General features: G+C 62.7%; 21 protein-coding genes and 1 pseudogene. 14 read left to right on the top strand and 8 right to left on the bottom strand.

What is annotated here, in order from left to right; genetic code table 11:
• The first annotated feature begins 13 nt into the window (after window positions 1–13).
• Window positions 14–298 carry a hypothetical protein gene (locus FJ426_RS05140; protein WP_140494980.1) on the top strand — a complete coding sequence of 95 codons (285 nt, stop codon included), beginning with the start codon at window positions 14–16 and terminating at the stop codon, window positions 296–298.
• 21 nt (window positions 299–319) lie between these two features.
• Here the strand turns inward: FJ426_RS05140 and tldD are convergent, their stop codons facing one another.
• Both tldD and FJ426_RS05150 read right to left on the bottom strand, forming a co-directional pair.
• Window positions 320–1,732, bottom strand: a complete 1,413-nt coding sequence (gene tldD / locus FJ426_RS05145; RefSeq protein ID WP_140824765.1) for a metalloprotease TldD — start codon at window positions 1,730–1,732, stop codon at window positions 320–322.
• A 164-nt stretch (window positions 1,733–1,896) separates the two neighbouring features.
• Window positions 1,897–2,442 (bottom strand): invasion associated locus B family protein, encoded by a 546-nt coding sequence (locus FJ426_RS05150; RefSeq protein WP_140494976.1) that lies wholly within the window; start codon window positions 2,440–2,442, stop codon window positions 1,897–1,899.
• A gap of 258 nt (window positions 2,443–2,700) precedes the next feature.
• Between FJ426_RS05150 and coxB the strand changes: the two genes are divergently transcribed.
• From coxB to rnhA, 12 genes and pseudogenes are all read left to right on the top strand, one after another.
• Complete coding sequence (gene coxB / locus FJ426_RS05155; RefSeq protein ID WP_181167186.1) at window positions 2,701–3,717, top strand: cytochrome c oxidase subunit II; 1,017 nt, start codon at window positions 2,701–2,703, stop codon at window positions 3,715–3,717.
• Between the two features lie 38 nt (window positions 3,718–3,755).
• Window positions 3,756–5,408, top strand: coding sequence for a cytochrome c oxidase subunit I (gene ctaD / locus FJ426_RS05160; protein WP_140494972.1), 1,653 nt, complete (start codon window positions 3,756–3,758; stop codon window positions 5,406–5,408).
• Between the two features lie 72 nt (window positions 5,409–5,480).
• Entirely contained in the window at window positions 5,481–6,425 is a 945-nt protein-coding gene (locus FJ426_RS05165) for a heme o synthase (protein WP_140494970.1), read from the top strand.
• A 2-nt stretch (window positions 6,426–6,427) separates the two neighbouring features.
• Window positions 6,428–6,589 (top strand): hypothetical protein, encoded by a 162-nt coding sequence (locus FJ426_RS05170; protein WP_140494968.1) that lies wholly within the window; start codon window positions 6,428–6,430, stop codon window positions 6,587–6,589.
• A gap of 8 nt (window positions 6,590–6,597) precedes the next feature.
• Window positions 6,598–7,230, top strand: a complete 633-nt coding sequence (locus FJ426_RS05175) for a cytochrome c oxidase assembly protein (RefSeq protein ID WP_140514826.1) — start codon at window positions 6,598–6,600, stop codon at window positions 7,228–7,230.
• Between the two features lies 1 nt (window position 7,231).
• Window positions 7,232–8,110 (top strand): cytochrome c oxidase subunit 3, encoded by an 879-nt coding sequence (locus tag FJ426_RS05180; RefSeq protein WP_140494964.1) that lies wholly within the window; start codon window positions 7,232–7,234, stop codon window positions 8,108–8,110.
• Between the two features lie 77 nt (window positions 8,111–8,187).
• Window positions 8,188–8,372 (top strand): annotated as a pseudogene (locus tag FJ426_RS31705) (L,D-transpeptidase family protein); the annotation flags it as partial.
• Between the two features lie 3 nt (window positions 8,373–8,375).
• Window positions 8,376–8,762 carry a DUF983 domain-containing protein gene (locus FJ426_RS05190; protein WP_140494962.1) on the top strand — a complete coding sequence of 129 codons (387 nt, stop codon included), beginning with the start codon at window positions 8,376–8,378 and terminating at the stop codon, window positions 8,760–8,762.
• Window positions 8,759–9,511, top strand: a complete 753-nt coding sequence (locus tag FJ426_RS05195) for an SURF1 family protein (RefSeq protein ID WP_181172722.1) — start codon at window positions 8,759–8,761, stop codon at window positions 9,509–9,511. Before FJ426_RS05190 ends, FJ426_RS05195 begins: the two co-directional genes overlap by 4 nt.
• Before the next feature lie 87 nt (window positions 9,512–9,598).
• On the top strand, window positions 9,599–10,609 hold the full coding sequence (gene ispH / locus FJ426_RS05200; protein WP_140559381.1) for a 4-hydroxy-3-methylbut-2-enyl diphosphate reductase: 1,011 nt from the start codon (window positions 9,599–9,601) through the stop codon (window positions 10,607–10,609).
• A gap of 5 nt (window positions 10,610–10,614) precedes the next feature.
• On the top strand, window positions 10,615–11,577 hold the full coding sequence (locus FJ426_RS05205; RefSeq protein ID WP_140559382.1) for a homoserine kinase: 963 nt from the start codon (window positions 10,615–10,617) through the stop codon (window positions 11,575–11,577).
• Window positions 11,574–12,107 carry a ribonuclease HI gene (gene rnhA / locus FJ426_RS05210; RefSeq protein ID WP_140559383.1) on the top strand — a complete coding sequence of 178 codons (534 nt, stop codon included), beginning with the start codon at window positions 11,574–11,576 and terminating at the stop codon, window positions 12,105–12,107. The genes FJ426_RS05205 and rnhA overlap by 4 nt, the downstream gene beginning before the upstream one ends.
• A gap of 155 nt (window positions 12,108–12,262) precedes the next feature.
• Here rnhA and FJ426_RS05215 read toward each other — a convergent pair whose 3' ends face one another.
• The 3 genes from FJ426_RS05215 to FJ426_RS05225 form a co-directional block, all read right to left on the bottom strand.
• The gene (locus FJ426_RS05215; protein ID WP_140559384.1) at window positions 12,263–12,742 is read right to left on the bottom strand and encodes a DUF2938 domain-containing protein; all 480 of its coding nucleotides are present in this window, start codon (window positions 12,740–12,742) and stop codon (window positions 12,263–12,265) included.
• 2 nt (window positions 12,743–12,744) lie between these two features.
• A complete protein-coding gene (locus tag FJ426_RS05220) occupies window positions 12,745–13,227 on the bottom strand; it encodes a peroxiredoxin (RefSeq protein WP_140514835.1) in 483 nt (160 codons plus the stop codon).
• Window positions 13,228–13,312: 85 nt separating this feature from the next.
• Window positions 13,313–14,119, bottom strand: a complete 807-nt coding sequence (locus tag FJ426_RS05225) for a protein-disulfide reductase DsbD domain-containing protein (protein WP_140559385.1) — start codon at window positions 14,117–14,119, stop codon at window positions 13,313–13,315.
• A 168-nt stretch (window positions 14,120–14,287) separates the two neighbouring features.
• Here FJ426_RS05225 and FJ426_RS05230 point away from each other — a divergent pair, with 168 nt between their 5' ends.
• Window positions 14,288–14,896 (top strand): YqgE/AlgH family protein, encoded by a 609-nt coding sequence (locus FJ426_RS05230; RefSeq protein WP_140494949.1) that lies wholly within the window; start codon window positions 14,288–14,290, stop codon window positions 14,894–14,896.
• 22 nt (window positions 14,897–14,918) lie between these two features.
• On the opposite strand, the gene FJ426_RS05235 is transcribed toward FJ426_RS05230, so the two are convergent.
• The 3 genes from FJ426_RS05235 to FJ426_RS05245 are packed head-to-tail and all read right to left on the bottom strand — an operon-like array spanning window position 14,919 to window position 19,715.
• Window positions 14,919–17,807: an EAL domain-containing protein gene (locus FJ426_RS05235; protein WP_140514838.1), complete on the bottom strand. Its 2,889-nt coding sequence runs from the start codon at window positions 17,805–17,807 to the stop codon at window positions 14,919–14,921.
• A 3-nt stretch (window positions 17,808–17,810) separates the two neighbouring features.
• Window positions 17,811–18,407, bottom strand: coding sequence for a GNAT family protein (locus FJ426_RS05240; protein WP_140494945.1), 597 nt, complete (start codon window positions 18,405–18,407; stop codon window positions 17,811–17,813).
• A gap of 15 nt (window positions 18,408–18,422) precedes the next feature.
• Window positions 18,423–19,715 carry a pitrilysin family protein gene (locus tag FJ426_RS05245; protein WP_140494943.1) on the bottom strand — a complete coding sequence of 431 codons (1,293 nt, stop codon included), beginning with the start codon at window positions 19,713–19,715 and terminating at the stop codon, window positions 18,423–18,425.
• Between the last annotated feature and the right edge of the window lie 5 nt (window positions 19,716–19,720).

The following is a 19,720-nucleotide window of genomic DNA, read 5'->3' on the forward strand; positions in this document are numbered from 1 at the left end:
ATAGGGGGAGAAGATGATTTCACCAGGTTTTGTTGCCGAGATTTTTGGTTCGGCTCTCATCATGGCGCTCACCGGTGCGGTGCTCGCTTGGATCTTGAGAAAATTCACGCGTGTGGGGCTGGTGCCATCCTATGCGCTTGGCGTCGCGGTCATGACGTTTGTCGGCGCTGCACTCTATGTCTCGGGCCATGATGGGACCGTCGACTACCTGAGTGCATGGACCCAGTACGCGATCGGCGGCGTTATCGGCTTCCTGATCCTGTATGCCACGTCGCGCCGGTCTGTGAGCAAGACCTAGCAGACTGGCCACGAGGCGGCTTCAAACCCTTGTGCCGCCGACCGTCATCTGGTCCATCCTGAGGTGCGGCTGGCCGACGCCGACCGGCACGCCCTGTCCAGCCTTGCCGCACATACCGATGCCGTTGTCGAGCTTCATGTCATTGCCGATCATCGAAACGCGGTGCATGGCGTCGGGCCCGTTACCGATCAGCATGGCGCCCTTGATCGGTTGCGTCACCTTGCCGTTCTCGATCATGTAGGCTTCGGTGCAGCCGAACACGAACTTTCCGGAGGTGATGTCGACCTGGCCGCCGCCGAAGGAGACGGCATAGATGCCGTTCCTGACCGAGGCGATGATCTCGTCCGGCTCCATGTCGCCCGATGTCATGTAGGTGTTGGTCATGCGCGGCATCGGCTGGTGCGCGTAGCCCTCGCGCCTTCCGTTGCCGGTGGCCCGCATGCCCATCAGCCGGGCGTTCTGGCGGTCCTGCATGTAACCGACCAGCTTGCCGTCCTCGATCAGCACGTTGCGCGCCGAAGGCGTGCCTTCATCGTCGACGGTGAGCGACCCGCGTCGTTCCGCGATCGTGCCGTCATCGACGACGGTGACGCCCTTTGCCGCCACCTGCTGGCCCATCAGGCCGGCGAAAGCGGATGTCTTCTTGCGGTTGAAGTCGCCTTCCAGCCCGTGGCCGACGGCCTCGTGCAGCATGACGCCGGGCCAGCCGCTGGAGAGCACGATGTCGAAAGTGCCGGCCGGCGCCGGTACGGCTTCGAGATTGACCAGCGCCTGACGCAGCGCCTCCTTGGCGGCGTGCTTCCAGCTGTCCTCGACGAGGAAGTCGCCGAACGCCTTGCGTCCGCCCATGCCGTAGGAGCCGCTTTCCTGGCGGTCGCCGTCGCCGACCACCACCGACACGTTCACCCTGACCAGCGGCCGGATGTCGCGCACCACCTGGCCGTCGGCGCGCACGATCTCGACATGCTGCCAGGACGAGGTCAGCGATGCCGAGACCTGGCGCACGCGCGGATCCTCGGCGCGCAGCCATGCGTCGACTTCCTGCAACAGCTTCGCCTTGGCCTCGAAGGAAGGGGAGGGGATCGGGTTCTCATCGCCATAGAGATGGCGGTTGGTGCGGGCGGGCGCGGCGGCAAGCGTTCCGGAATAACCGCCCTTGACGGTCGAGACGGCGTTAGCCGCGTGTCGCAGCGAAGCCTCGGACAGGTCGCTGGAGTGGGCATAGCCGCTGGCTTCGCCGGCAACCGCGCGTAGGCCGAAACCCTGGTCGGTGTTGAAATTGGCCGTCTTCAGCCGACCGTTGTCGAACATCAGCGCTTCGCTCTCGCTGTATTCGACGAACAACTCGCCATCGTCGGCGCCGTTGATGGTCTCTGCGACGATCTCCTTGACGCGATCGTCGGAAATATCGAATTGGCCGATAAGGCTGTTCATGGCGTATGTCCGTGGATGAATGGTTATATCCGGGATGTAGGCGCGAAGCCGCGCCCAGACAATCGCCAATCGTCATTCAAATGCAGGGCGGCGGCGTCCCGGATCTATCCCAGGTCCGGAAAACCTATCGTTGATCGGCAGCTCCCGGGTCGAGGCGCGGGAGTCTACGGCAGGGCCGCAAATCCGTCGGCAAAACCCTTGAGGTCCACCGGGATGCCGATGCCTTCTTCTGGCGTCTGGAAGACGATGAACGTGGCCGACGTGCCGGTCTTCAGCGTATCGAGCAGCGGCTTCTCGAGAATGACCTCAGCGTAGCAGCCGTCCTGGAAGCAGCGCACGAAATAAGCGCGGCCGATATCCTTGCCGTCGACATTGAGGCCGAGCCCGTTGGGCAAGAGCACGCCGAGCGGCGCCAGCACGCGCAGGATCTCCGCCTTGTTGTCGGCGGTGCGCAGCACCACGACCGACAGCCCCATCTCGGGGCGGTCCTCGGCGACGACGTTCTGCATCATCACGCATTGTTCGGACGTGGCGCCGGCCGGCGTGTCGCAGATGATCGACCACGCGCCATGGGTCGAGCGCACCGTGCCGCTCGGCTGGGCCGCGTTGGCCTGGCCGGCGGCCGACAAGCCGGCGACGGACAAGGCGGCGAGAAAGATGACCTTCGCCAAGGGGCTCGAAAGCCCAAATCCCGACAGCCAAGAGTTCATGACGGCTCCATTGCGAATCACGGCACTTTAAGCCGCGCCAAAGCCAAGTAAAGGACGAGACAGCGGCCGAGCCGCCACGAAAATGCCCATGCGGCGCTTTTCCTAGCCAATTTCGCCCGAATTACGACGCCAGGCGCGCCGGCCGGCAGGAAGCAGCCGATCCGTTGAACATAGCCGATTCGCCATGGCGGCCGCCGCCTTCAAAGATGCATTCCGGCTTGCGCGCAAAAATGCCGCACGGTTTCCTCCGCTCCTTTCTTGCGGAGGGAAAAAGAGTATGGTTTGAACCAGCTTGAGACAGTCGGGATTCCCGTCCCGGCATTGTTCGTTATTCTCGTGGACACAGCCGCGAGGAACTGGGAGACGAAGAGGGCGATGAGAAATTTCCTGGCAAACGCCAAGCTTCCAGCAAGTGCCAAGTTTCTAAGCGCTTGTGCCGTTACCACGTTTTTCGCCGGCACGGCCGCCCATGCCGATCAGCCCGTCGAGTGGGAGACGACCTTCCAGGCGCCGGCAACCGACATGATGCGCCAGATCGAGTGGTTCGGAAACTACACGATGTGGTTCATCATCCCGATCACCGCCCTGGTATTGGTCCTTCTGATCTACTGCATCGTGAAATTCCGCGCGAGCGCCAACCCGGTTCCGTCCAAGACCAGCCACAACACGCTGATCGAGGTGATCTGGACTGTCGGCCCCGTCGTCGTCCTGCTCTGCCTCGCCATCCCCTCGTTCCAGCTCTTGACCGCGCAGTACACGCCGCCGGAAGAAGCCAAGCTCACCGTCAAGGCGACGGGCAACCAGTGGAACTGGGATTACGAATACCAGACCGACAACACGCTCTCGTTCAACTCGGCGATCCTCCAGGATGGCGACCGTGCCGCCGCCGGCAAGGAAGATCGCAAGGTCTATCCGCGCCTGCTTGCCGTCGACAACGAGATGGTGGTGCCCGTCCACACGATGACCCGGGTGCTCGTCACCGCGACCGACGTGATCCATTCCTTCGCCATGCCGTCCTTCGGCATCAAGATCGATGCCATTCCCGGCCGCACCAACGAGACCTGGTTCAAGGCGGAGAAGGAAGGCCTCTACTACGGCCAGTGCTCGCAGCTCTGCGGCAAGGACCATGCCTTCATGCCGATCGCCATCCGCGTCGTCTCCGACGCGCAGTTCAAGACCTGGCTGGCTGCGGCCAAGACCGATCTGCCCGGCGCCAACAAGACGCTGATGGCCGAGGTCGATGGCCAGAACAAGGTAGCGGCCGCCGGCAACTGATGCCGCGGGTTAGCAAGATTTAGGGAACGGAGCGGAACATGGCAGACGCTGCAGCTCACGACGGGCACGACCACAAGCCTTATCATGGTTGGGTGCGCTGGGTTTATTCGACCAACCACAAGGACATCGGTACGCTCTACCTGATCTTCGCGATCATGGCCGGCATCATCGGCGGCGCGCTGTCGGTCGCCATCCGCATGGAGTTGCAGGAGCCTGGCATCCAGATCTTCAGCGGTCTGGCGCAGATGGTCTACGGCATGAACGGTGACGCCGCGATCGACGGCGGCAAGAGCATGTACAACGCCTTCGCCACGGCGCACGCGCTGATCATGATCTTCTTCATGGTCATGCCGGCCCTGATCGGCGGTTTTGCCAACTGGATGGTGCCGATCATGATCGGCGCCCCGGACATGGCGTTCCCGCGCATGAACAACATCTCGTTCTGGCTGCTGCCGCCGGCTTTCATCCTGCTGCTTATCTCGATGTTCGTGCCGAGCGCGCCTGGCGCCTACGGCGTCGGCGGCGGCTGGACGCTCTATCCGCCGCTTTCGACCTCCGGTCAGCCCGGTCCGGCCATGGATCTGGCGATCCTGTCGATCCACATTGCCGGCGCGTCCTCGATCCTGGGTGCCATCAACTTCATCACCACCATCTTCAACATGCGCGCGCCAGGCATGACGCTGCACAAGATGCCGCTGTTTGCTTGGTCGGTGCTGGTCACCGCATTCCTGCTGCTGTTGTCGCTTCCGGTCCTTGCCGGCGGCATCACCATGCTGCTTACCGACCGCAATTTCGGCACGACCTTTTTCGCTCCCGATGGCGGCGGCGATCCGCTGCTGTTCCAGCACCTGTTCTGGTTCTTCGGCCATCCGGAAGTGTATATCCTGATCCTGCCGGGCTTCGGCATCATCAGCCATATCGTCTCCACCTTCTCGCGCAAGCCGGTGTTCGGCTATCTCGGCATGGCCTACGCCATGGTCGCGATCGGCGCGGTCGGCTTCATCGTCTGGGCGCACCACATGTACACGACCGGCCTGTCGCTCGACACGCAGCGCTACTTCGTCTTCGCCACCATGGTCATCGCGGTGCCGACGGGCGTGAAGATCTTCTCCTGGATCGCGACGATGTGGGGCGGATCGATATCGTTCAAGCCGCCGATGCTGTGGGCGCTGGGCTTCATCTTCCTGTTCACGATCGGTGGTGTTACCGGGGTTCAGCTGGCCAATGCCGGTCTCGACCGGTCGCTGCACGACACCTATTTCGTGATCGCGCACTTCCATTACGTGCTGTCGCTGGGGGCGGTGTTCGCCATCTTCGCCGGCTGGTACTACTGGTTCCCGAAGATGACCGGCTACATGTATTCGCCCGTCATCGCCAACACCCATTTCTGGGTCATGTTCGTCGGCGTCAACCTTGTCTTCTTCCCGCAGCACTTCCTCGGCCTTGCCGGCATGCCGCGCCGCACCATCGACTATCCGGACGCGTTTGCGGGCTGGAACATGGTGTCGTCCTACGGTTCGTACATTTCGGCCGTCGGCGTGGTGATCTTCCTCTATGGCGTGTTCGAAGCCTTCCAGAAGAAGCGGATCGCTGGCGCCAATCCATGGGGCGAGGGCGCAACGACGCTGGAATGGCAGCTGCCGTCGCCGCCGCCGTTCCACCAATGGGAGCAGCTGCCGAAGATCAAATAAGGCGGCAGCCCGGAATCGAAACCGCCGGCCTGCCGGCGGTTTCGGCCAAACGGAATATGGATTTGAGTACGCATGGCCCTTGTCGACGAAACCAGCATTGACGAAGCGGGCTTCCGCATGTCGGAAGCGACGGCGGGTGATTTCTTCGCCCTCCTGAAGCCGCGCGTCATGTCGCTGGTGGTGTTCACCGCCTTTGTCGGACTGGTCGCGGCACCCGTGACCATCAATCCGCTGCTGGCGGTGATCGCGATCCTGGCTATTGCCATCGGGGCTGGTGCCTCCGGCGCGCTCAATATGTGGTACGATGCCGATATCGACGCGGTGATGACACGCACCGCCACCCGCCCGGTGCCGGCCGGCCGCATCCAGCCCCACGAGGCGTTGAGCTTTGGGTTGGTGCTTTCGGTTTTGTCGGTGATGACGCTCGGCGTGCTGGTCAACTGGCTGTCGGCGGCGCTGCTGGCCTTCACCATCTTCTTCTATGCCGTCGTCTACACAATGTGGCTGAAGCGCTGGACGCCGCAGAACATCGTCATCGGCGGTGCTGCCGGCGCCATTCCGCCCGTGATCGGCTGGGCCGCGGTGACCGGCACGGTCAGCCTGGAGAGCGTCGTCCTGTTCCTCATCATCTTCCTGTGGACGCCGCCGCATTTCTGGGCGCTGGCGCTGTTCAAGTCGCAGGATTATGAACGCGCCGGCATCCCGATGATGCCCAATGTCGCCGGCCCGGCGTCGACCCGCCGTCAGATCTTCGCCTATGCTCTGGTGCTGGCCCCGGTCGGTGTGCTGCCGTGGCTGCTTGGCTACACCACGCCGTTCTATGGCGTGGCTGCCCTGCTGCTCGGGCTCGGCTTTGTCTGGTATGCGTGGAAAGTGCTTGGCATGTCCGACGACGATCGCGCGATGAAGCCAGCCAAGGCGTTGTTCGGCTATTCGCTGCTCTATCTCTTCGCCATCTTCGCCGTCTATCTCGCCGACAGCGTCGTCGAACGTGCACTTGCGGTGGGTGGAGCATGAGCATGATCGAAGACAAGCTCGAAACGGTCACCTTGACCGAACGCCAGCGGAAGGCCCGGCGCAACCGCTCGGTCGCCATCGGCGTAGCCTTGGCCGTGCTGGTCGTTATCTTCTATATCGCGACGATCGTGAAGTTCGGTCATAACCTCTCTGGCACGATGTGAGGCGGGAGATGGGTGTCGACACGAGCGCCAAACCGGCCGGGCACAACAGCAACCGCCTTGTTGCGGCCGTCTGCCTTGCCTTCTTCACCGGCATGATCGGCATGGCCTATGCCGCGGTGCCGCTGTACAAGATGTTCTGCCAGGCGACAGGCTATGGCGGCACGACGCAACGCGTCGAGAAGCAGTATGCCGGCCGCGTGCTCGATCGCGAGATCACCGTCCGCTTCGATGCCAATATCGCCGGCGTGCCGTGGGATTTCCAGCCGGTCCAGCGCTCGATGACCATGAAGATCGGCGAGACGGTGCAGGCGCACTATCAGGCGACCAACAAGTTCGATCGCCCCATCACCGGCCGCGCCACCTTCAATGTCCAGCCTGAACTGGCGGGTCCCTATTTCAACAAGGTCGAATGCTTCTGCTTCACCGACACCACGCTGAAGCCCGGCGAAACGCTTGACATGCCGGTCCTGTTCTACGTGGACCCCGATATCGTCAACGTGCCGGAACTGAAGGACGTGAAGACGATCACCCTGTCCTACACGATGTTTCCGGTCGAGAAGAACAAGCCGGTCGCATCGTCGGAGCCGGTCCAGGGCAACAGCAAGACAATTTCAAATACCGAAGGAAATCTCGGGGGTTGATATGGCAGACGCGCACGCAAAACATCACGACTATCATCTCGTCGACCCGAGCCCGTGGCCTTTCCTGGGATCGATAGGGGCGCTCGTCACCGCCTTTGGCGGCGTTTGCCTCATGGAATACCTGAAGGGCGGCTCGTTCCCGATCTTCGGCTTCAACATCGCCAATCCGTGGCTGTTCTTCATCGGCCTCGCGATCGTCCTCTACACCATGTTCGCCTGGTGGTCGGACACGATCAAGGAAGCGCATGAGGGCCATCATACGCGGGTCGTGTCGTTGCATCTGCGCTATGGCATGATCATGTTCATCGCCTCCGAGGTGATGTTCTTCGTCGCGTGGTTCTGGGCCTATTTCGATGCCAGCCTGTTTCCGAGCGAAGCCCATCAATATGCCCGCACCGCGTTCACCGGCGGCGTCTGGCCGCCGAAGGGCATGGAGGTTCTCGATCCTTTCCATCTGCCGCTCTACAACACCGTGATCCTGCTGTTGTCGGGCACCACGGTCACCTGGGCGCACCACTCCCTTATCCACGGTGATCGCAAGGGCCTGATCAACGGGCTGGTGCTGACCGTCGGCCTCGGCATGCTGTTTACCATGGTGCAGGCCTACGAGTACATGCATGCTCCGTTCGCCTTCAAGGATTCCATCTATGGCGCCACCTTCTTCATGGCGACCGGCTTCCACGGCTTCCATGTCATCATCGGCACCATCTTCTTGGCCGTCTGCCTGATCCGGGCCATGAAGGGCGATTTCACGCCCAAGCAGCATTTCGGTTTCGAGGCTGCCGCATGGTACTGGCATTTCGTCGACGTGGTCTGGCTGTTCTTGTTCGCCTCGATTTATGTCTGGGGATCGGTCGGCGCGGTAATCGAAGCCCATTGATACCGGTCTGATGATTTTTGAAGGGGCGGCTGCGGCAACGTGGCCGCCCTTCTTCTTTTCGGTGCAATGCGATCCGGGCGGTTGCGAGGGCGCGCAGTGTCGATGCCGGCGGCATGATCATGATCCACGGCCAGCCGAACGGATTCGGCGGCTGCTTCAATTGGTCGGCTGGACCGACGGCGGCATTGCCGTTACGGACTCCGGCATGGACGAAGTCTGGGCGGTGGTGATCGATGGAACACCCATCAGGATTGAGCGGTAAGCAATGAGCGACGACAAGGCGATCTGGCCTCCGATCGACCCTATTTCCGCGGGCTTGCATGGACGCTGCCCGCGCTGCGGCGAGGGGCGGCTGTTTTCCGGCTTTCTCACCGTAGGCAAACGCTGCACCAATTGCGGTCTTGATTATTCCTATGCCGATGCCGGCGACGGGCCCGCGGTTTTCGTGATCCTGATCATCGGCTTCATCATCGTCGGCCTGGCGCTCTGGGTCGAAGTGACGCTGAGCCCGCCGCTCTGGCTGCATCTGCTGGTCTGGATCCCGCTGGCGCTGGTGCTGTGCCTGACGGCGCTCCGGCTGATCAAGGGAGTGCTGCTTACGCTGCAGTACCGCAACAAGGCGGCCGAGGGCCGGCTGGATCGCGGCGAATGACCGACATGTCCGCCAAGGGCGGTCGTTCGCGGCCAGGATCGGTATTGCTGCTTGGCATTGGCCTCGTCCTGCTCCTGATCCTGCTGGCGCTCGGCACCTGGCAGGTCCAGCGCCTGCACTGGAAGGAAGGTCTTATCCAGACCATCGACCAGCGCACCCACTCGCCGCCGCTCCCGCTGGCCGAGGTGGAGAAACAATTCGCCTCGACTGGGGACGTCGACTACACGCCGGTGACGGTGACCGGCACGTTCCTGCATTCGGGCGAGCGGCATTTCTACGCGACATGGGAAGGCGAAGCCGGCTTCAACGTCTACACGCCGCTGGCCCTCGACGATGGCCGCTTCGTCCTGATCAATCGCGGTTTCGTGCCATACGATCTGAAGGATGCCGCCAAGCGCGCCAAGGGACAGGTCGCGGGCAAGGTCACGGTCACCGGCCTCGCTCGCAATCCGCTGCCGGCAAAGCCGTCGATGATGCTTCCCGACAACGACGTGGCGAAGAACATCTTTTACTGGAAGGACCGTGACGTGATGGCGGCGAGCGCTGGCTTGCCGACGAGCGCCAAGCTGGTGCCAATCTTCATCGACGCCGACAAGACGCCGAATCCGGGCGGTTTGCCCATCGGCGGTGTCACCATCATCGACCTGCCGAACAGCCATCTGCAATATGCTATGACCTGGTATGGGCTTGCCGCGGCACTTGCCGCCGTTCTCATCCTGCGGCTTCGCAGGCCAGCGAAAGAGGAATGAGCGCGACCGACCCGCTTGAAGGGCCATCGCCCTTGACAGGACGGGGGTAGGCACCTCATTTCGGCTCTGATCAAACGGCCCGGATTCATGCTTCAGACCACGACAAAGCCTTCTCTGACGATCCGCCTCTGCCAGCCGCGCGGTTTTTGCGCCGGCGTCGACCGTGCTATCCAGATCGTCGTGCTGGCGCTGAAGAAATATGGCGCGCCGGTCTATGTCCGCCACGAGATCGTGCACAACCGCTATGTCGTCGAGGGTCTGCAAAGCCTTGGCGCCGTCTTCATCGAGGAACTTTCCGAGATTCCGGCCGAACATCGGCAGTCGCCGGTCGTCTTTTCCGCGCATGGCGTGCCGAAGTCGGTACCGGCGGATGCCCAGGCGCGCAATTTGTTCTATCTCGACGCCACCTGTCCGCTGGTCTCCAAGGTCCACAAGCAGGCGATGCGCCACCAGCGGCTCGGCCGCCACGTGCTCCTGATCGGCCATGCCGGACACCCCGAGGTCATCGGCACGATGGGACAATTGCCGGAGGGCGCGGTAACGCTGATCGAGACCGAAGCCGATGCCGCGAGGCTTGCGCCGACGGACCCGAAGGCGCTCGGCTTCGTCACCCAGACCACGCTATCGGTCGAGGACACGGCCGGCATCATCCGCGCGCTGCAGGACCGATTTCCCGATTTGCAGGCGCCGGCGGCGGAATCGATCTGCTATGCCACCACGAACCGCCAGGAAGCGGTCAAGGATACCGCCGCTGGCGCCGATCTCTACCTGATCGTCGGCGCGCCCAATTCCTCCAATTCGCGGCGTCTTGTCGAAGTGGCTGAGCGTGCCGGCGCCACCATGTCGCTTCTCGTGCAGCGCGCCGCCGAGATTCCGTGGGACGACATCGGAGACATCTCGACGCTCGGTCTGTCGGCGGGGGCATCCGCCCCGGAGATCATCGTCGACGAGATCATCGATGCATTCCGCCAGCGCTTCGATGTCACGATCGACCTGGCCATCACGGCCACCGAAACGGAGGATTTTCCCGTCATGCGGGTACTGCGCGATGTCGAACTGACGGCGGCCGACATGGCTTTCGTCAACGGGGCGCCGTAAGGCACATGGCGGTCTACACCGACGTTGCGGAAGGCGAACTCGGCGCATTCCTGAAGCACTACCCAGTCGGCGATCTCCTCTCCTACAAGGGGATCGCGGAGGGCACCGAGAACTCGAATTTTTTGCTGCACACCTCCAGCGGCTCTTACATCCTGACGCTCTATGAAAGACGGGTCGAAAAGGCGGATCTGCCGTTTTTCCTCGGGTTGATGGGCCATCTCGCCAAAAAGGGCGTGTCCTGCCCGCTGCCGGTAACCGCGCATGACGGCAGCGTCATCGGCACGCTGGCGGGCCGGCCGGCCGTCATCATCACTTTCCTCGAGGGTCTCTCGCTCCGGCGGCCGACATCGATCCATTGCGCCGAGGTCGGCAAGGCGCTGGCCTCCCTGCATCTGGCCGGTGCCGACTTTCCGATGACCCGCCCCAATGCGCTCGCCATCGACGGCTGGCGCAAGCTCTGGTCGGCAGCTCGCGACCGTGCCGATGAGGTCGAGCCGGGCCTTGCGGCCGAAGTCGACGTCGACTTCGCCGACTTCGAGCGGAATTGGCCGAAGGGTCTCCCGGAAGGCATCATCCATGCCGATCTTTTCCCGGACAATGTGTTCTTTCTCGGCGAGAAGCTCTCCGGCTTGATTGATTTTTACTTCGCTTGCAACGACCTCTACGCCTATGACGTCGCCACATGCCTGAACGCCTGGTGTTTCGAGAAGGATTTTTCCTTCAATCTCACCAAGGGCAAGGCGTTGCTTGCCGGCTACCAGGATGTGCGGCCTCTGAGTAATCAGGAAAAGGCGGCACTTCCGATGCTGGCACGGGGCTCGGCGCTGCGTTTCATGCTGACCCGGCTGTATGACTGGCTGACCGTTCCCGATGGCGGGCTGGTAATGAAACGCGATCCGACCGAATACATCAGGAGAATGCGGTTTCATCGGACGATCAAATCTGCTTCGGAATATGGGCTGGCATGAGCAAACACGTTGAGATCTTCACCGATGGCGCCTGTTCGGGCAATCCTGGCCCGGGCGGCTGGGGCGCGATCCTGCGCTTCAACGGCGCCACCAAGGAACTATCGGGTGGCGAGGCCGAGACGACCAACAACCGTATGGAATTGCTTGCCGCCATCTCGGCGCTGAATGCGCTCAAGGAACCTTGCACGGTCGATCTTCACACCGACAGCAAATATGTCATGGACGGCATTTCAAAGTGGATCCATGGCTGGAAGAAGAACGGCTGGAAGACCGCCGACAAGAAGCCCGTCAAGAACGGCGAACTCTGGCAGGCGCTGGATGAAGCCAATCGGCGTCACAAGGTCACCTGGATCTGGGTCAAGGGCCATGCCGGCCATACCGAGAACGAACGCGCCGACGAACTCGCTCGTGAGGGCATGGCGCCGTTCAAGAAGGGCCCGGTCAGGCTTGTTTTTACCCCACCCAAGCCGGTCTCGCAGCCCAAACAGCCGGCGGTGGCAAAGGCGCGGCGTTCGACCCAAAGCTATTGAATTCCGGGGCGGCACCATCCCCAGGCTGGGATCTCTGTCATGCCGGGCCTGCGCTATGTGGCGCATCCCCAGGTTCAGGTGGCCGGAATGGGACGACGCGCGCCGAATTGTCCACGGGTGGCGGCCGATCGGCAGGCCGGCACAGCCGCAGATCCTCAGCGGATCAACAGCGCCGTGCCCCAAAGCCCGAGGGCGAACACGGTGTGTGACACCAGGTTCAGCGCCCGTACCTTCATCGGGTTGGGCCGCTTCGACGCTGCCCAGCCCGCGCCCATGCCGGGCGCCAGCAGGAACCAGCCGGCGCCGACTGTGACCATGCCAAGGATGAAAGCCGGCAGGAAAATCGGCGCGACAAGCCAGCCCGCTCCGGCCACCACGACAAGGATGATGCCGTAGACGATGCCGACAACATAGTGAAAGGCCCAGCCCAAAGCCGATTCGTGTACATAGGGCGTCGCATCGCCAATATCGTCGTGAAACACTTTTTCCCGTAAATGCCAGACCCAGCGGCCAACGGGGGCCCAGTTCGGCCGTGCTTGACCGAACATCTTGTAGAGAAGAAAGGCCCAGGTATCCATCAACAGCGTGGCGCCGATGCCGATCGCCACGCTACGCCAGACGATGTCGAACGTCATGGTCAGAGCAGTTCGAGGATCTTGGCGGCGCCGGATTCATCGACGCCGGGCTTGGTCTCGACATTGAGGGCGGTGACCTTGCCGTCATCGACGATCATTGAAAACCGCTTCGACCGAAGACCCATGCCTCCGCCGGAGAAGTCGGCGTCGAGGCCGATCGCCTTGGCGAAGTCGCCATTGCCGTCGGCGAGGAACAGGATCTTGCCTTCACCGCCGGTGAAGCGTGCCCAGGCGCCCATGACATGGACGTCGTTGACCGAAACCACGGCTACCGTATCGACACCGCGCGCCAGGATGGCGTCGCGGTTCTCCAGGTAGCCCGGCAAATGATTGTTGCTGCAGGTCGGCGTGAAGGCGCCAGGCACAGCAAACAGCACGACCTTCTTTCCCGCAAAAATCTCGGCCGTCGTGATCGGCTTGGGACCGTCGGCAGTCATCGTCTTGAACGTCGTATCGGGCAGTCTGTCGCCAGCGGAAATTGTCATGAGTTCCTCGCTTGGGAGAATGGGGAAGGACGTAGCCTTGGGTAGCGAACTATGCGGTTTCCCGCAACCATCGCGGAGGGCTGGATCAAGGGAAAGGCAAGAGCCCTTCGACCGCGCCTGCCGAACTCGTCAGTGTATAGTGAAGTCCGCCATCCGTGGGGGTCGTCGATGGCCGGTCGAGGATCGGCACAGTGAAGACCAGCTTGCCGTTCTTCTGGCTGCGGGCCGGCGAACCGAACATGTAATCGCGGTCTCCTGCAACGAAGAAGTCAGCCGCTTCCGGATCGCCGGGAAAGCTCGCCTCCACAACCAGCGTTTCATGGTCGCCCGGCAGCACGTTGATGCCGAAGTCGGATCTTGCCGGCGCGGGCAAGGCGGCGAAGCTCGCCTTGACCAGTTCCGCGTCCTCGGCATTGTCCGGGTCGGAGCCGGGGTCGACGGTCAGCCGCGTCTGCACAGGGATGCATATCGTCTCGCAAATGCCGAGGAAAATGTCGGCGTCGATGACGGACGGATCCTTCGCGGCCGACAGCGTGAACGTCACCGGCAGCGAGACCGGATAGTCGTAGCCCGCCCATTTGCCGTAGCCGTCGTCATGACGCTTCGGCGCCGGGAAGGAAAGGCTGGCATCGGAAATGTTGGTGCTGGCCGAGATATCGAGTTGCGGCGGCACGCCCGCGTCGCCCGGGTCGCGCCAATAAGTCTTCCAGCCAGGCTTGAGCGCTATGTCGAGAACGCCTCGGATGCGGCCGGCATCGTCGGGCTTGCCGCTCGTCACCAGCCGTACCTTGCCGCCTTCGCTGTTGTACCAGGCGGACGAAGAGGCGGCGGCTGGGAGTGTGATTGCCGATCCGATAACGGCGCCGAGCAACAGGATTTTCAAGCTTTGCATGTGATGATTTGATCGTCCGTTCATGGCCGTGCAATGATTTCATGGGCTTGCCGGTATCATATTTGCGTGACCTTTGCCGCAGGTAATGATCGGCCTGCGGCACGGGCTTGGTCGAAAACCGGCGCGGTACATCTTTTCGGCGCCCGGGAAACGCGTTACCCTCTGATCATGGACTTGTTGCGCCACAAGAAGACGGCCGCCGGCAGCGGCTTTCTCGACGATCAGTTCCTCATTGCCATGCCTGGCATGAAGGACGACCGTTTCACGCGCTCGGTCATCTATATCTGCGCCCACAGCGATGAGGGCGCGATGGGCCTGATCATCAACCAGACGCAGCAGATGCTCTTTCCGGACCTTTTGGTGCAACTTGGCATCATGAACGAGCACGAGGCGATCCGGTTGCCCGCCCGTACCCGTGATTTCGTCGTTCGCAATGGCGGGCCCGTCGACCGAAGCCGCGGCTTCGTGCTGCATACGGGCGATTACCGGGTGGAGTCTTCGTTGACCGTTTCCGACGATGTCTGCCTGACCGCGACCGTCGACATATTGCGCGCCATATCGTCGGGCCGGGGACCCCGTCACGCGCTGATGGCGCTGGGCTATTCGGGTTGGGGCGCCGGCCAGTTGGAAACCGAGATAGCCGAAAACGGCTGGCTGACTTGTCCGGCCACTCCGGAGCTTCTGTTCGATACCGACATCGAGCGCAAATACGACCGGATTCTCGCCTCGATCGGCATCGACCTCGCGCATTTGAGTGTAGCGGCCGGCCACGCCTGAGCTCCAGCGGCGTGAAAGCCAACTACGCCTGCGTCAGCGGATACTGTTCCTTCAGCGTCTTCAGCACCTGATCCCCGGGCATCGGGGCGCCGAACATGAAGCTCTGCACATATTCGCAGCCCATCTGGCGCAGCTCCAGCGCGTCGCGCTCGTCCGAAATGCCTTCGGCGACCACCGACAGGCCGAGCTCATGCGCCATGCTGACCATGGATTTGAGCAGCACGGCGCGTTTGGGCGTGCTGTCGTCCACGAAACTCTTGTCGATCTTGATCGTGTCGAAGGGAAAGCGCGTCAGGTAGGCCAGCGAAGAATAGCCGGTACCGAAATCGTCCAGCGACAGGCCGATGCCGAGCTGCTTCAGCTTGGTCAGCACATGGGCAGTCTGCTCGGGATTGTCCATAACCAGCGATTCCGTGAGCTCGAGCCGGAAGCAGCGCGGCTTCAGATTGGCTCGCGCAATCACGGAGCGGACGTCGCTGACCAGGTCGCGGCGGATGAGCTGGCGGCTGGAAAGGTTGACCGAAACCGACAGCGGCGCGTCGCCGATCTGCTTTTGCCATGCCGCCAGATCCTCGGCGGCTTGCTGCATGGCGAACAGCCCAAGCTGTACGATCAGCCCGCAGCTTTCGGCGACCGGAATGAAATCCGCCGGCGGGATCATGCCGCGGCGCGGATGGTCCCAGCGCAGCAATGCCTCGAAGCCGGCGACGCTGCCGTCTTCCAGCCGAACGATCGGCTGGTAGGCAAGCGTGAATTCGCGCCGTTCGATGGCACGGCGCAGGTCGGATTCGAACTGCAGCCGATCGGTGCCGACGGTGCGGAAGGCCGGGCGGAACGGTTCGATCCTGTCGCCGCCGAAGCGTTTGGCCTGATGCATGGCAAGCTCGGCGTCCTTGACCATGTCCTCGGCCGAGGTCTGCGCCGAGGTCCAGGTGATCAGCCCGATCGAGGCGGTCAGCACGATCTCGCGCTTGGCAAAGGTGATCGGGGCGTTGATGGCATGCTTGATGGCGTCCGCCACCGCCGCGATGCGGGCCGGGTCCTGCTCGGAAAGCAGCATCAAGGCGAACTGGTCGCCGGCGAAGCGTGACAGCGAGTCCTTCGGCTTCAAGAGCCGGTGCAGGCGTCGCGCGATGGTGAGCAGGATGGTGTCGCCGGCCGAGATGCCGAGCCCGTCATTGACCTGCTTGAAGCGGTCGATGTCGATGACGAAGACGGTCGGGCGCACCTTCTCTTCGGTCCGTGCGATCGAGATGATCGCCTCGAGCCGGTTCATGAACAATTCGCGATTGGGCAGGCCGGTGAGGTTGTCGTGCACCGCGTCGTGCAGCAGCCTCTCCTCGGATTTTTTCTGCTCGGTGACGTCAACCATGGTGCCGACACAGCGGATGACCTCACCGTCCGATCCGATAACCGGGCGCGCGCGCAGCGCAAACCAGTGATAGTGGCCGTCGGCGCCGCGCAACCGGAAGTTCTGCGCCACCTTGCCGCGACGGTGCTCGAGCACCACGTCGAGCGTGGTGCGGAACGTGTCGCGGTCATCGACATGCAGCACCGGCAGCCAGTTGCGGGCGGCACCCCCCAGGCTGTTGGGGGCGAGGCCGAGCTGGATGCTGACGTCGGGCTTGGTGACGACGCGGTCGCGCAGCACGTCCCAGTCCCACACCGTGTCGCCCGAGCCGGCCACCGCCAGCGCCTGCCGCTCGAGGTCGGAGAACAGGCCCTGGTGCAGCGCGCCTCCGGCGAAGGCATGCTGCATGACGGTGAAGCCGATCAGCAGGATGATGAGGATCAGACCGCCGCCAAGCGCCGGCTGGGCGATGTCGTTGTCGAGCATGCCGGTTATCGCCATCCACGATCCGCATAGCCACAACAGCACCATCACCCAACTGGGCACAAGCATGATGGCACGGTCATAGCCGCGTATGCCGAGGAAGATGATCAGGCCGAGCCCGGTCAGCGCGGTGGCGGCGAAGGACAGCCTGGCGATGCCCGCGGCGACCGCCGGGTCGACGATGGCGACGCCGGCGATCAAGAGCAGCCCGAGGATCCAGACCAGCGCCCCATAGCTGAAATGGCCGTGCCATCGGTTGAGGTTGAGATAGGCGAACAGGAACACCACGAAGGTCGCCGCCAGGGCCACCTCCGTTCCCGCCCGCCACATCTGCTCGTTGCCGGGCGATATCTCGATGATCTTGTTGAGGAAGCCGAAATCGACGCAGATATAGGCAAGCACGGCCCAGGCGAGTGCTGCGGTCGCAGGGAACATGGAGGTTCCCTTGACCACGAACAGGATGGTCAGGAACAGCGCGAGAAGCCCGGCGATGCCGATGACGATGCCGCGGAACAGCGTGTAGGAATTGACTGAGTCCTTGTAGGATTCCGGGTCCCAGAGATAGACCTGCGGCAGCTTGGGCGAGGCGAGTTCGGCGATGAAGGTGATCACCGTTCCCGGGTTCAGCGTCACCCGGAAGACGTCGGCGTCGGGGCTGCTCTGGCGATCGAGCGCGAAGCCTTCGCTGGGCGTGATGGCGGCGATACGGGTCGAGCCCAGATCCGGCCAGAAGATGCCGGAATTGACCAGTCGGAAATGCGGCGCCACGATCAGGCGGTCGAGCTGCTGGTCGGTGGTGTTGGCAAGCGCGAACACGGCCCAGTCGCCGGTGGAACGGGCGTCATTGGCCTCGACCTCGATGCGTCGCACGATGCCGTCGGGTCCGGGCGCTGTTGAAACCTGGAAGTTTTCGCCCTGGTTCCGGTAGATCTCCACAGCGCCGGACAGATCAAGCGCGACATCGTCGCGAGCGATCTTGATCGGTTCGACGGCAAAGGCCGAGGACGCCGCGCACAGCGTCAGGATCGTCGCGAGGACAAAGGCGAACAGCGGCCCGTTGCGCAGGAATTTCGTCAAAAATCAGTCCTTCGTTCCAGCGCCTGGCGGATCGTCCGCGATCCGGGCGTAGAGGTAGTGGTCCTGCCAGATGCCATTGATCCTGAGGTAGGATCGCAGAAGTCCTTCGCGCCGGAATCCGGCTTTTTCAAGCACACGGATCGACCTGATATTGTCGGGAATACAGGCCGCTTCGATCCGGTGCAACCTCAGCGTATCGAAGGCGAAGCGGGTCACGACCTTGACGGCGTCGGTCATCAGGCCACGGCCACCGAAGCGCTCGCCGATCCAGTAGCCGACATGCCCGCTCTGCGAGACCCCGTGGCGTATGTTGCCGAGCGTAATTCCGCCAGCCAACCTGCCGCTCGACTTCTCGAATATGAAGAAGGCGATCGCGGTTCCCTGCGCATAGTCCTCGCGGTAGCGGCTGATGCGCAGTCGCCATGCCGCCCGGTCAAGCTCGTCCGGCGCCCAGCGCGGCTCCCATGGTTCGAGGAATGCCCGGCTCTCGCCGCGCACAGTCGACCACTCCCGGTAGTCATTGGTGAACGGCACGCGCAGCGTCACGCGGTCGCCCTTCAGTGCCGGCAGGTCGCGGCGAAAGAAAGGGAGCGCGAACACGGCGCTTGTGCGGGCTTAGACGGCGAGCTTGCGGGCCGTGGTGGGCGTGCCCGGAAGCGAATCGAGGATCGCTTCGTATGGCGCCAGCGTACCCACGGGCCCTACAGCGGTAAGCGTCGGTTTGGTCGAGAACAGCCGTGACGACAGGTCGGTCAAACGATCGACCGTCAGCGCCGAGAGCCGCTCCATCAGTTCCTCCTTGGCGATCGGCCGGCCGAACAAGAGCAGCTGTCTCGCGATCTGCGAGGCGCGGCTGGCCGGGCTTTCCGCCGACATGATCAGACCTGCGCGGTATTGCGCGCGCGCCCGGTCGAGTTCTTCCTGCAGGATGTTCTCGCCGGCCTTCTGCAATTCCTCGATGATGACGGGCACCAGTTCGGCGATGTCGCTCTGCCCGGTCGCGGCATGGACGCCGAATATGCCGGTGTCGGAAAAGCCCCAGTGGAAGGCATAGACCGAATAGCACAGGCCACGCTTTTCGCGGACTTCCTGGAACAGCCTGGACGACATGCCGCCGCCGAGGATCATCGACAGCACCTGCGAGGCGTAGAAATCGCGCACATGGTAGGCGCGGCCTTCGAAGCCCAGCACGATCTGCGCGTCCATCAGGTCGCGGTCCTCGCGGAAATCGCCGCCGACATATTGCGCATATTGCGGGATGGTGTTGTCGGCCTTGGTGCGGAAGCCGCCGAGCTGCTTTTCCACTTCGCGCACGAAATTGTCGTGCTTGATGTCGCCGGCAGCCACGATCACCATGCGCTCGGCGCCGTATTGGCGCTCGATGAAATCGTGCAATTGCTTCGACGTGAAGGATTTGACGGTTTCCGGCGTGCCCAGAATCGAGCGGCCGATGGTCTGGTGGCGAAAGGCGGTCTCGGTGAACCGGTCGAACACGATGTCATCGGGCGTGTCGTGCGCGGCGCCGATTTCCTGCAGGATCACGTGCTGCTCGCGTTCGAGCTCCTGCGGATCGAATTCCGATTCCTGCAGGATGTCGGCAAGAATGTCGACGGCCAGCGGCACGTCGTCGGAGAGCACCCTGGCATAGTAGGATGTGGTCTCGACGCTGGTGGCGGCGTTGATCTCGCCGCCGACGTCCTCGATTTCCGAGGCGATCTCGAAGGCTGTTCGCCGCTTTGTGCCCTTGAACGCCATGTGCTCGAGCAGATGGGCCATGCCATGCTCTTCGTCACGTTCATTGCGGGCACCCGACTTGACCCAGGCACCCAGGGCAACCGATTCGATGCTTGGAAGGGTTTCGGTGGCGACTGTCAGGCCGTTCGACAGACGGCTTACCTCAACACCCATATGGT

Origin of the sequence: Mesorhizobium sp. B2-6-4, assembly GCF_006441495.1 — a bacterium.
GTDB lineage: Bacteria > Pseudomonadota > Alphaproteobacteria > Rhizobiales > Rhizobiaceae > Mesorhizobium.